Source organism: Ruoffia sp. FAM 20857 (genome assembly GCF_045528645.1).
In the GTDB taxonomy this organism is placed as follows: Bacteria; Bacillota; Bacilli; order Lactobacillales; family Aerococcaceae; genus Ruoffia; species Ruoffia halotolerans.
This window is the reverse complement of sequence record NZ_JBGQRB010000008.1, coordinates 1-13,002: the sequence shown is the minus strand read 5'-3', so window position 1 is coordinate 13,002 and position 13,002 is coordinate 1. Positions and strand designations below refer to the sequence as shown.

13 protein-coding genes are annotated in these 13,002 nt (G+C 35.2%); 1 reads left to right on the top strand and 12 read right to left on the bottom strand.

Going from position 1 to position 13,002, the window contains the following annotated elements:
• Nucleotides 1–90: 90 nt before the first annotated feature.
• Complete coding sequence (plsY, locus tag ACEN4N_RS03040; RefSeq protein ID WP_407090169.1) at nucleotides 91–720, top strand: glycerol-3-phosphate 1-O-acyltransferase PlsY; 630 nt, start codon at nucleotides 91–93, stop codon at nucleotides 718–720.
• Between the two features lie 75 nt (nucleotides 721–795).
• On the opposite strand, the gene ACEN4N_RS03035 is transcribed toward plsY, so the two are convergent.
• The 12 genes from ACEN4N_RS03035 to ACEN4N_RS02980 all read right to left on the bottom strand — a co-directional run bounded on the left by ACEN4N_RS03035 (nucleotide 796) and on the right by ACEN4N_RS02980 (nucleotide 12,800).
• Complete coding sequence (locus ACEN4N_RS03035; protein WP_407093647.1) at nucleotides 796–1,686, bottom strand: aldose 1-epimerase family protein; 891 nt, start codon at nucleotides 1,684–1,686, stop codon at nucleotides 796–798.
• 21 nt (nucleotides 1,687–1,707) lie between these two features.
• Nucleotides 1,708–3,129, bottom strand: a complete 1,422-nt coding sequence (hslU, locus tag ACEN4N_RS03030; RefSeq protein WP_407093646.1) for an ATP-dependent protease ATPase subunit HslU — start codon at nucleotides 3,127–3,129, stop codon at nucleotides 1,708–1,710.
• A 33-nt stretch (nucleotides 3,130–3,162) separates the two neighbouring features.
• Entirely contained in the window at nucleotides 3,163–3,690 is a 528-nt protein-coding gene (hslV, locus tag ACEN4N_RS03025; RefSeq protein ID WP_407090172.1) for an HslVU peptidase proteolytic subunit, read from the bottom strand.
• 2 nt (nucleotides 3,691–3,692) lie between these two features.
• Nucleotides 3,693–4,613, bottom strand: coding sequence for a tyrosine recombinase XerC (xerC, locus tag ACEN4N_RS03020; protein ID WP_407090173.1), 921 nt, complete (start codon nucleotides 4,611–4,613; stop codon nucleotides 3,693–3,695).
• A gap of 274 nt (nucleotides 4,614–4,887) precedes the next feature.
• On the bottom strand, nucleotides 4,888–6,948 hold the full coding sequence (topA, locus tag ACEN4N_RS03015) for a type I DNA topoisomerase (RefSeq protein WP_407090174.1): 2,061 nt from the start codon (nucleotides 6,946–6,948) through the stop codon (nucleotides 4,888–4,890).
• 187 nt (nucleotides 6,949–7,135) lie between these two features.
• Nucleotides 7,136–8,041 (bottom strand): DNA-processing protein DprA, encoded by a 906-nt coding sequence (gene dprA, locus ACEN4N_RS03010; protein WP_407090175.1) that lies wholly within the window; start codon nucleotides 8,039–8,041, stop codon nucleotides 7,136–7,138.
• Nucleotides 8,042–8,109: 68 nt separating this feature from the next.
• A complete protein-coding gene (locus tag ACEN4N_RS03005; protein WP_407090176.1) occupies nucleotides 8,110–8,907 on the bottom strand; it encodes a ribonuclease HII in 798 nt (265 codons plus the stop codon).
• Nucleotides 8,900–9,763 carry a ribosome biogenesis GTPase YlqF gene (ylqF, locus tag ACEN4N_RS03000; protein ID WP_407090177.1) on the bottom strand — a complete coding sequence of 288 codons (864 nt, stop codon included), beginning with the start codon at nucleotides 9,761–9,763 and terminating at the stop codon, nucleotides 8,900–8,902. Before ylqF ends, ACEN4N_RS03005 begins: the two co-directional genes overlap by 8 nt.
• 13 nt (nucleotides 9,764–9,776) lie before the next feature.
• Nucleotides 9,777–10,370, bottom strand: a complete 594-nt coding sequence (lepB, locus tag ACEN4N_RS02995) for a signal peptidase I (protein WP_407090178.1) — start codon at nucleotides 10,368–10,370, stop codon at nucleotides 9,777–9,779.
• Nucleotides 10,367–11,824: a S41 family peptidase gene (locus ACEN4N_RS02990; protein ID WP_407093645.1), complete on the bottom strand. Its 1,458-nt coding sequence runs from the start codon at nucleotides 11,822–11,824 to the stop codon at nucleotides 10,367–10,369. Before ACEN4N_RS02990 ends, lepB begins: the two co-directional genes overlap by 4 nt.
• A gap of 20 nt (nucleotides 11,825–11,844) precedes the next feature.
• Nucleotides 11,845–12,564 carry a purine-nucleoside phosphorylase gene (gene deoD / locus ACEN4N_RS02985; protein ID WP_407093644.1) on the bottom strand — a complete coding sequence of 240 codons (720 nt, stop codon included), beginning with the start codon at nucleotides 12,562–12,564 and terminating at the stop codon, nucleotides 11,845–11,847.
• 14 nt (nucleotides 12,565–12,578) lie between these two features.
• Entirely contained in the window at nucleotides 12,579–12,800 is a 222-nt protein-coding gene (locus tag ACEN4N_RS02980; protein WP_407090181.1) for a YozE family protein, read from the bottom strand.
• Nucleotides 12,801–13,002 lie beyond the last annotated feature (202 nt).

Below are 13,002 nucleotides of genomic sequence, written 5' to 3'. Positions count from 1 at the left end.
AATGATTACTCACATTGTTTTACTATCTTAAATTATCTATATTAATTAAAATTTATATGGTAAAATAAAGCCAGTTATTAGGAGGTTGCTATGGAAACAATAATGAATAATATCTGGCCTATCATATGGGTCATCTTAGCATACTGTATTGGATCATTTCCAACAGGCGTACTCTATTCTAGAACACGCCATGATATAGATGTCCGCTCTTTAGGGAGTGGAGGCAGTGGCGCAACCAATGTTGGACGAAATTTTGGTTTTCGTGCAGCAGTAATGGTAACGATTGTTGATGTACTGAAAGGCTTAATTCCGGTACTCATTGCAAAAAATTTATTCCCTGAGTCTCCGTTAATTATAATGGCGACTGCTTTAGCTTGTGTTATTGGGCATTCCTATCCTTTATGGGCAGGCTTTCGCGGTGGAAAAATTGTCGCAACTTCAATCGGCGTATTAGTCGCATTTAATATTTATCTCGGATTAGCTTTAGTTTTAATCTTAGGTCTTCTGATATTCTTAACAAGTACAGTCAGTCTGTCGTCGATGACAAGCTATTCTATCATAGCACTATATATTGCGATTACAAATCCGGATCCTGTTTACAAAGTAGGTTTCGTACTTATTGCACTGTTACTTCTGTATCGTCATCGTACAAATATCCAGAGACTTTTAAAAGGGAACGAAAGTCGTATTAATTGGGGATTGAATAAACCAAAAAAATAAATCAAAAAACCGCCTGAGCGATAAGTGCTACTTTAAAAATAGCACTTATCAGTTAATCGGCGGTTTTTTTATCGGTTAATTTTTTCTAAATGACATAGTGTAATCATGAGTCATCAATTGCGATGCACGTAATTCATGAATTGCATATTTTTCAGCTAAATGGCCTGTTGTATTATCAGGATCTGCAATACCAGACCAGGGTTCAATACATACAAATGGCGCACGTCTAGGATATGGTGACCAAATCCCAACGAAGTCCATCCGATTTGGTTTCATTCTAATCGCTACATCATTGGTCTTATCTTCTAACACTATCTCAGTTTGTTGACTAATTTGATAAATTAAGGCGTCATTTTTGAATGTTGTATGTTTTAATGGAACTTCATTAACTTCAACATATTTCGCTTTATTTGGTATCGTTAAACCATCTTTACTAAGCGGTATTTGCAAGTATTGGCCTGCAGGTTCGAATCTGAAAGAGACATCATCAAATTCTTCCTTAGAACCTGAAGTAGATTGACTTACATTAAAAGCAGGATGACCACCGATACTGTAATACAAAGTCTTATCTGTAGACGGATTTAATATCTCATAGCTTACTGTAATACTGGAGTAATGCAAGATGTAATTAATTTGTAAGCTGAATTCAAAAGGAAATTTTTCATGCGTTTCCTCCGTATTCTTTAAATATAAACTTGCTGAATTGCTCGTAATATTTTGAACGCGAAACGGCAGGTCCCTAGCAAAACCATGTTGAGACATATGATATTCTTTATCATCAAATTGATAAGAATCATCTTTTAACTTTCCGACAATCGGAAATAACACCGGTGCATGTCTTGCCCAATACTTTTCATCGGCTTGCCATAAAAATTCATAATCCGTTTTCTTGTCAACGATGGAAACGAGTTCGGCACCCTCTTCTTTAATTTTAACGATTAAATAGTCATTTTCTAAAGTAACCATTTAGGTTCCTCCCAGCTTCTATTATAAGATATAGTGACTTAAATCACTATTTTCAACGATTTTCTCTAATCGTTGTTCAACGTATTGTTCTGTTATTTCAATTTCGCCCATCTGCATTTCAGCCGATTCGAATAATAATTCTTCTAGGACTGTTTCTAGAATTGTATGGAGGCGTCTTGCTCCAATATTATCAGTTGTATCATTTAAACGAACCGCATATTCTGCTAGTTTTTCGATCGCAGCTTCAGTAAAATGAATTTCTACACCTTCTGTTGCTAACATTGCTTCGTATTGCTTAATTAAAGCGTTTTTAGGTTCTGTTAAGATGCTTACAAAGTCACTTCCAGTTAAATCATTCAGATTCACACGAATTGGGAATCGTCCTTGTAACTCAGGGATTAAATCCGATGGTTTTGATTCATGAAAAGCACCTGATCCAATAAATAATATATGATCTGTTTGGATAATACCGTATTTAGTTTGAACTTGACTTCCTTCAACGATTGGTAAGATATCTCGTTGAACACCCTGACGGCTGACTTCACCACTGTTTTGGTTTGTTGATGCAATTTTATCAATTTCATCAAAAAAGATAATCCCATTACTTTGTGCAAGTTCTAAAGCTTTTTGATTAATGTCATCTTGATTAATTAATTTATCTGCTTCTTCTTCTGTCAGTAATTTAATTGCTTCTGCAACAGTTATTGTACGTTCAATTTTCTTTTTAGGTTTTAGCGCATTTAAGCTTTCTTGCATATCCATCATTTGTTCCATAGCTGGGTTCATACTATTTAATTGAAGTTTTTTCTCTTCCATTTTTATCGTCACTTCGTGATTATCTAATTTACCTTCACGAATTTGTTGACGAATGGCACGACGCGTTGCTGCCACTTCTTCAGTGACAATTTCCTCTTCTTCTTCCTCGACGTCATTGGCCGCGGGATTCATTTGCTTAAACATTTCCGCGAAGTTTCCAAATGGATTTGCTTGGTTTTGTTGTGAAGTTGATTCAGCTTTGGCAGGTTTTTCCCCAGGTTTCAATGCTTTAGCAATGCGTTCAATCGCTTTCGCTTCTGCTGTTTCTTTAACTTCTTCTTGTTTCTGTTTCTTAAGTAGACGAATACTATTCTCAACTAAGTCACGTACCATTGATTCAACGTCTCGACCCACATAACCTACTTCTGTAAATTTCGTTGCTTCAATTTTAATGAATGGCGCTTGAGCAATGTCAGCTAAACGTCTTGCAATCTCAGTTTTACCTACCCCAGTAGGGCCAATCATAAGTAAATTCTTGGGCTTTACTTCTCTTTGTAATTCATCATCGAGTTTTAGTCGGCGAATTCGATTTCGTAATGCAATGGCAACAGAGCGTTTTGCGTCACTTTGACCAACAATATATTGATCTAAAGCTTCCACAATTTTTCTTGGTGTTAAATTATCCATAATATCCTCCTAGTAAATTTTTACTTGTATAAATTAGTCATTAAACGATTCGACAATAATATTATCGTTTGTAAATACATCAATCTCACTTGCAATTTGTAAAGAGTTTTTTGCAATCTCTTCAGCAGATAAGTCTCCATATCTTAACATGGCTCTGGCTGCAGATAAGGCAAAGTTACCACCTGATCCAATCGTTAAGACGCCATCATCTGGTTCAATGACTTCACCCGTCCCACTTACTAATAAGATGTTATTGCGGTCCATAACGATTAATAATGCTTCTAATTTTTGAAGCGAACGGTCTGTACGCCATTGTTTAGCAACCTCTACAGCTGCACGAGCTAATTGTCCTTGATGCGCTTGAAGTTTTGCTTCAAACATTTCTGATAAGGTAATCGCATCAGCGACTCCACCAGCAAAGCCAACGATAACATCATTATTATAGATGCGGCGTAATTTCTTCGCGCCACCTTTCATAATAACACTTTCACCCATAGTTACTTGACCGTCTCCGGCCATTGCTACTTTATTATCTTTTTTGACTGCACATATTGTTGTCATTATTATTCCTCCTTATGTTGTCGTTTTGCTCTTGGAAACACATTTAAATAAGTGCTTCTTAAACGATCTTTTGTTATATGAGTATAAACTTGTGTTGAACTTAAGTCTTCGTGTCCTAATAATTCTTGCACACTTCGCATATCCGCCCCATTATTCAATAAATGCGTCGCAAATGTATGCCGAAGTTTATGAGGATGTATTGAAAGATTTAGCCCTGCTTCTTTAACGATAGAATTAAGTATCTTTCTAACTTGCGTTGGACTTAGTTGTAATCCCGTTTTTGATAGAAACACATAGTTCCTGTCTTCTGGCTTACTTTTGGCAGCAAGTTCAGGTCTTAATTCTTGAATATATTTTGTTAGGCTTTTTAATGCAAGATCACCTACAGGTATAATACGTTCTTTATTCCCTTTACCAATCACTCGAACTAGTGACATATCATAATCAACTTGCTGGAGTGTCAAATTAGTTAACTCACTAACTCGCATTCCCGTTGCATAGAGTAACTCTACCAATGCACTATGTAACAATTGTATGGATGACTCTGATACTTCAATCGCGGTAAATAGTTCTCGCATCTCGTCTTCATAAAAAAAGTCCGGTAATCGTTGTTTCTTAACATTATATTGAATTAATTCCATTGGATTACTATCTATCCAATCCATTCTTAAAGCGTATTTAAAAAATACTCGTAAACTTGATAACTTTCTAGAAATGGTCGTTCGAGCCAACTCTCTCTCGTTTAAAAAAGCTAAAAATAGTCTAAAATCTTGGTAAACTAACTTTGTAATGTCTGTTTCTCCGGAACTTTCTAAAAATTTATGAAATTCATTCAAGTCTTTTGAATAGGCCAGGACAGTTTGTTTAGAGTAACGTCGTTCATTCTCGATATGATTTAGAAATTGACTAATATAATCTTCCATTCTATCCCTCATTTCCACTATAAGCTTTTCATGCATCTACCGCAATTTTTTATTTTTAAATTTTTCCTATAAAAGTGATTCATACTATTTTACAGTGCCTTATAATATTCTATCAATTAATATGCATTTTGTAATCATTCCAAGGTCTGATTAATATGAAAACCGCATCATTTTTATAGTACTTTCTAAGTTTAACACGTTTTCATAAACTAAATATGAAATGTATAAATAAAAATGCGATAACTATTCGATTGAGTAGTTATCGCAAATTTGATTAATTCACTAATTCTTCAGCATAATCACAGTTACTACATTTTACTTGGCTACCTTTTCTTGTTACTTTTTCAGTTAAGAAGTGATCACACTTTGGACATGAGCGTGCAATTGGTTTATCCCATGAAACAAAGTCACATTCAGGATAGCGAGTACATCCATAGAAAATTCTATTTTTCTTAGATTTACGTTCAACTACTTCGCCTTCTTTACAAGTTGGACAAGTAACGCCGATTTTTTTTACAATGGCTTTCGTATTTCGACAGTCTGGGAAAGCACTACATGCATAGAATTTACCATAACGGCCAATTTTAATAACCATTGGGTGGCCGCAGACATCACAATCAAAGCCAGCAGGTTCATCTTTAATTTCGATTTCTTCCATATTAACTTCGGCTTGTTTTATTTCTTTTTCAAAGCCAGTATAGAATTCATCTAATAATTTAACCCAGTTTTGCTTACCATCTTCAACTTCATCTAAGCCTTTTTCCATACCGGCTGTAAAGTCAGTATCAACAATATCTGGGAAGAATTCTACCATCACACTATTAACAATTTCACCTAGTTCTGTCGGTTCAAATCGTTTAGCGACCATTTTCACATAGTATCTTTTTCTTAATGTTTCAAGCGTTGGTGCATAAGTTGACGGACGTCCAATACCTAATTCTTCAAGAACCTTCACTAAACTTGCTTCATTGTATCGCGCAGGTGGTTGTGTAAAGTGTTGCTCTGGATTAATTTCTGCAAGTTTAACTAAATCGTCTACAGATAAGTCTGGTAAGTAATTATCTTTCTTAGACTTAGTTTCATATACTCTTAAAAAACCTTCGAATTTGATTCGAGAGCCATTCGCACGGAAATTCACGTCGTTTTGAGTGATGTCAGCTCGAATGGTATCATACACAGCATCTGTCATTTGGCTCGCTACAAAACGTGACCAAATTAATGAATATAATCTAAATTGATCGCGGGATAGATATTCCTTTATGTCATCAGGTGCTAAAGTTACATCTGAAGGACGGATCGCCTCATGGGCATCTTGTGTGTTTGCAGAATTTGTCACCGCTGTACCTTGTCCAAGATACTCTTGACCAAATTTCTCTTTAATATAATTACTTGAACTTGCTTTAGCGGTTTGAGAAATACGTGTTGAGTCTGTACGCATATAAGTAATTAAACCAATCGTATTCTTCCCAATCGCAATCCCTTCATATAATTGCTGTGCAATCATCATCGTTTTCCCAGCTCGGAAATTAATTCGGTTTGATGCATCTTGTTGAAGTGTACTTGTCGTATATGGTTTTGGTGATTTTCGACGACGTTCTTTTTCTACGATATCAACAATTTTAAAGTCTTTATCTTGATCGAGTTTATCTAAGATCCCTTTGACTTGCTCTTCAGAAGTTAACTCAACCTTTTTACCATTCTCACCATAGAATTGTGCTTCAAAACTCGAGCGACCTTTTTTGAATTTAGTAGGAATTGACCAGTATTCTTCCGGTTTAAACGCACGGATTTCGTGTTCACGATCGATAATTAATTTTAAAGCCGTTGATTGAACACGTCCGGCACTTAATCCACCTTTAATTTTCTTCCATAATAGAGGAGAAATTGAATAACCAACAATACGATCTAAGATACGTCGTGCTTGTTGTGAATCAACTAAATCCTGATTGATGTCTCTCGGATTTTTAAATGCATCTTTTACAGCATCTTTAGTAACTTCGTTAAATACAACGCGGTTTTTGTCTCCTTCTTTTAAGCCTAGAATATAGCTTAAATGCCAAGCAATTGCTTCCCCTTCGCGGTCCGGATCGGCTGCGAGATAGACTTTTTCAGCTTTTTTGGCTAATTTTTTTAATTCTTTAACGGTATCACCGCGGCCACGTATAGTTATATATTGAGGATCAAAATTATTTTCAAAATCAATCCCCATCTTACTTTTTGGTAAATCTCTTAAGTGACCTTTACTCGCTACAACTTTATAGTTTCTTCCTAAATATTTATCTATTGTTTTAGCTTTGGTTGGTGATTCGACGATGACTAAGTATTTATATGCCACCCTCAATCAACTCCTTTAAATTATTTTTATTTTTGGATATGTTTAATTTATAAAATCGTAAACATATTAGTCCATTCTGATATTGATGTCAAATATTAAATTTCAACTTTATATTTTTCTATCCATTATATAGACAATAAATTAAAGTTTAAATGAATTTTTTCTTATATATATACGTGTCATTAAATTAATAGCCTTGCATTTGAAAGATTTCCTTTAATTCATCAATCATCGATGGAATATCCAATACGGGTGTCGCTCCGATTTGGATTAAGTCATTACAACCTCTTGATTGATCATCTGTGATACGTCCAGGTACAGCAAAGACTTCGCGGTTATACTGCAAAGCATAATTAGCAGTAATTAAGCTACCGCTTCTTTGTGCTGCTTCAATGACAATGGTTGCTTTGGATATGCCGGCAACTAACCGATTCCTCAATACAAAATGATGTTTCATTGGCTTTATATTTGGCATATATTCACTTAGAATGAGGTCCTGTTGTTCCATTCTTTTTTGAATGTATTTATTCGCTCTTGGGTAATAATAGTCTAAGCCACAAGGAATGATCGCGATACTTCTGCCATTGGGATGTTCAAGGTTATACTCATGAACTGAAGCATCTACACCTAAGGCTAATCCTGATACGCTCACCCATGTTTCTTTTGACAAGGCATTTATAATCTCACGAGTGACTGTCTTTCCGTAAGTAGTCATTTGTCGTGTTCCAATGACAGATACTTTCGGTTCCCTTATAAGCCCTATGTCTCCTCTGTAAAAGACAAGTATAGGTGGCTGTGCCGTATGATACCATAACATCGGATAATGATATTCACCGATCATAATGGAATACTGTGCTAATTGAGTTAAAGTCGTTAAATCGGCTAAACGAATATGATTAAAATTTGCTTCCACTGTTAGTTTTACTTGTTTTGTTTGTCTAACCTCAATCAATATTTTTTGACACTCTAGGGGTTCAAGTTCTTCTCTTAATAATCGATAATCCATAATAACTTCTAAGTAGGTCGCCAAAACTTTGTGCGATACATTTTTTGCTTTTAGAAAAATAAGTTGTTCTTTAATTTTTAATTTCATATTACACCTCCATATATATATACAAAAAAAAGAGACAAATCCATTAAAAAAAGACGAAATAATTTAAATTATTTCGTCTTTCTTCTATTATATATTGATGTCGTATGACTTACGGGTGAAAATGACTGTCTATGAATCGGAGTATAGCCAAATTGTTGTAAGGCATCTAAGTGATTTTTTGTCCCATAACCCATATTTTTATCAAATTCGAATTCCGGATATAACTGATGATAACTTAACATTAGTTCATCACGATGTACTTTTGCTATGATACTTGCTGCTGCAATAGAAATCGATCGTTCGTCACCTTTAATTATTTTAGTTTGTGGAATATCAGTGTTCAAATTAAGTGCATCAATCAACAAGTGTTGTGGCTTAATTAGCAGCTCACTTACACTTTTTAACATCGCTATCTTAGTAGCTTCCAATATATTGACTTTATCAATAACAGAGTTATCTATTTCAATAATACTGTAAGCAACAGCCTCTTCTTTAATTAATTTTGCGTATTCAACACGTTTAGCGTGTGATAATGATTTTGAATCATTGATTCCAACAAGTTTGTCCATATCTCGAGGTAATATAACACTGGCCGCAACAACCGGTCCAGCAAGTGGACCTCGACCAACTTCATCAATTCCCGCAATATACGTTAGATTTTGCTTGTCATAAAGATCAAGTTCGAATTCTAATCTTGTCTGATGCTCAAGTAATTGTTTTGCTAAGTTTTGTTTTTTAATTTCGAATTGCTTTAATAATTTCTGAACACCTTTGCGTTCGTCGAGTTTTAACTCAGTCAATTGAGCATCAGTCAATTCTTCATTAGATAACAATTCCTTGATGTCTTTAATGGTCATTTTACTCATTTGTTACTTGCTCTACTTTATCTAATGTCACTGAACCTAAGTTATTTTTTCGATAATCAAAAATAATTCGTTGACTTGCAGCTTCGTAGTCATCTCTCAAGTTCATTTTTTCTGTTATTTTAATTAATAAGTCAACCGGTGTATTATTTAATACATCGTCTTGAGTCACATTATATCGGTTTACTAAAAGATCTACGTGATTCTCTTGGTAATATGCAAGTAAAAATAAAGCAAGATCATCCATATATAATAATGTATCTTTGATAGCACCTGTAATACCTAATTTAGTTCCCACATTCGGATCTTCGAATTTAGGCCATAGAATACCAGGTGTATCTAATAATTCAAAGTCTTTATTAATTTTTAACCAACGTTGGGCTTTTGTGACCCCTGGCTTGTTCCCTGTTTGCGCTTGGTTTTTCCCAACAAAACGATTAATCAAAGTAGACTTACCAACATTGGGAATTCCAAGAATCATCAAACGAATAGCCCTTGGTTTAACGCCGCGTTCTTTTTGCTTCTCAAAGTAATCCGCCATAATTGCCTGGATTCTTTGTTGAAGTTTTCGTAAACCCTTATTGTGTTGCGAGTCAATCGCGACAGCAGGTATATCTTGTGATTCATAATAGTCTAACCATAGATTCGTTACTTCACTATCAGCTAAATCACTTTTATTCAATGCAATAATTCTTGGTTTGTTTCCAACAATCTCATTAATCATCGGATTACGACTTGATTCTGGAATTCTAGCGTCAACTAATTCAATAACAACATCAACTAGATGCATTTTTTCTGTAGCTTCACGCCTTGCTTTCGCCATATGTCCGGGAAACCACTGTATAATATTTGATGACATAAAATATCCACCTCTATTCTAAAATGTTTACTGTTCCATCCTCTGTTAAATTATACTCTTCTATCTTACCAAATCGCTCGAAAGGAAAGTAGACAAAATTAGTTACACCTTGAATATCTTCGGCTTGAATGAGTCCAAACTGACGGCTATCACCCGAATAGGGTCGATTGTCCCCCATTACAAAGTAATAATCTTCTGGAACTTCCGTCAAACCTAAAGTATCCCATAAACTGAAATCTTCAGTAAATTTCCCCTCAGTTTCTGATTTGAGGGGTTCTAAATACGGTTCTTCAACCGGTTGATTATTCAAATATAATGTATCATTTGAAAAGTATATCTCATCTCCAGGTTCTCCAATAATCCGTTTCACATATGAATCCCCCGAACCTCTAGGGTCTGGAAATACTACAACATCGTAGCGTTCTATGTCTTTATTTCTCAACATAACCATTTGATCTTGATTATGTAATTGTGGTTCCATTGAACTACCTTCAACTTGAAACGGCTGTAAAACATAATGGCGCAGTGCTAAAAATATTAGCACTGCAACCAATACGGCAAATATGATACTCACTAATTCATTAATTAGATATTTGAGCAAGCTCATGCTGCTTCACCTTTAGAAACTAACTCAACTAACACATCCACGGCAGCATCATATTGAGCGTCATTTTCTTGAATATATTCTCTAGCCTTTGTATTTAAAGTCGTGGCAGTTTCTCCCGTCACTTCGCCAGTGACTTCTAAATCATTATCTTCTTGAAATTGCTCGACAGCTGTTTGTATTGATTCATCAAAGTATGTTCCGACATTCACTTCATAGCCAAACGCATCTAACATATTTGTAAGCGATTCAACTTGATCAGAGCCATCGCCTAAAACAAGTACTTCTTCAGAGTTCAGTATAATTGACGTTTCTATTAGATGACCTTCTACTTGAACCGTAGGTTCAACCCCTACTTCATGAATCCACTCACCGCTTGGTGTTAACCAACGCGCAAAAGTTAGTTTTAACTCTCCGAAATCAGTCGGATTTAAGATAGTTTGTACCGAACCTTTACCAAAACTAGTTGTACCTACAATAGGTGCGTCAGTATTTTCTTTAATTGCAGCAGTTAAAATTTCACTGGCACTCGCACTACCTTCATTAATTAACAAGACATATGGTTCAGTAATTTGGAAGTCTCCGTATTCTGAATCATTCGCAACATACGTGGAAGTTGTTGTCCCACTTTCTTCCATTTGCATAATAATTTCATCGTCTTCTAAGAACATATTGCTGATAGCTAATCCTTGATCTAATAATCCACCAGGATTATATCTTAAATCGAATACAAAGGAGGTTGCACCTTGTTCTCGTAAATCTTCAACAGCTGATACTAATTCATCATAGGTCGTACCATTGAACTGAGTAATTTGAACATTTCCGATGGTAGCATCTTCTTCATCCAACTCACCTGTAACTGTTGTGATTGGAATTTCGGCGCGTTCTAATTCAACATTAAATTCCGAAGAACCACGTTGAATTAACAAATTCACTGTGGTTCCTTCGTGACCACGAATTAAATCAACTACTTCATTCGTATCCATCCCTGTTAACTCAGTACCATCCGCTTCAAGAATTATATCATTTGGTTGAATTCCGGCTTCACTGGCTGGTGTCCCATCAATAGGCGTTACAATGACAATTTTGTCATCGCTCGCCATAATTTGAATTCCGACACCTTGGAAAGAACCTTCAACAGTTTCATTCATATCCGCCGATTCTTGGGCATTTAAATACTCTGAATAAGGATCTTCGATAGAATCTACCATCCCTTTCAGTGCACCTTCCATTAATTGATCTTTACTTACATCCTCAATATAAAATTGTTGAATGGCATAGTAATTATCCATAAAATTTTGAATATCTTCGTCACTCAGTTCCTCTACATTCGCTTCTTCATCACCAAACAACCATTCAAAACCTTGAACTTCTGTCAATGAAGATGAACTGAAAAATACAAAGGCGAAAATAACAACGATCGAGGCAATAGACCCATATTTAAAGCTTTTTTTCATATTCTCACCTCAGTTTTTTTCTATTTATCTAGTTTCACTGCAGTTTCTAAAGCGATTTTCATCATTTGTGTAAATGTATTTTGACGTTCTTCAGCTGTTGTTTCCTCACCTGTGATTAGATGATCACTTATTGTACACATAGCCAAAGCTTTACGGTTATGTTTTGCTGCAACAGCATAAAGTCCTGCTGCTTCCATTTCAACCGCTAAAACACCGTAATCTGCTAATTTTTTCTTGTCCATCTCTTCATTATAGAAACGATCACTTGATAAGATATTTCCAACATGGATATCATCTTCACTTAATGATTCGGTCGCTAAATGATAAGCAATATCTAAAACATCGAAATTAGCGATGGCGGAATAATGTACTTGTCCGTTAAAGATATTTTGTAAGATACTTGAATCTGTCGTTGCTCCCTGACCAAATACAATATCACGAACTTTAACTTCGTTTTTCATACCACCAGCAGAACCAATACGGATAATAGTTTCAACCTCATATTCAGTATATAACTCTTCGGCATATAACATCGCAGAAGGGATACCCATACCAGATCCTTGAACTGATATTTTTACTCCATTATATTCTCCTGTATAACCAAACATATTACGAACGGTATTGTATTGTGTTACATTCTCTAAGAATGTCTCCGCAATAAATTTCGCTCTTAATGGATCTCCTGGAAATAGAACTGTTTTTGCAATGTCACCTTTTTTTGCTCCAATATGTACACTCATTATATTATTCCTCCTTAAAAATTATCAAATTGATATGATTGCCAAGTATCATCAAAAATGACTAATAATTTACTATACTCTGGCGATGATTCCAAGTATGTTGATACTTCGTCAAAGCTTTCACTCTTCTTTGGGAAACTTTGATCGGAATGTATGCGATTTGCAAGACGACTAACTGGATCATTAGCATCATGATTCACATATCTAAGAATATATTCGTAAAACGAAGGTCGCATTAATTTACCTACTTTCAATTTATCCTTAATAAGTCATGAATTTATTATAACATCGTATTTAAATAATCAAAACAAGGGAGCGTCAAGAAGTTTGTGTAAATAAAGAATTCCTTCTGTAAAAAAATCAGCTCTCTGCTAGTGTTCCAAACATTTCCCATAGCTCTGCTTCAGCTTGCTGGAAACCGCGGTGGCTTCGGGTTAA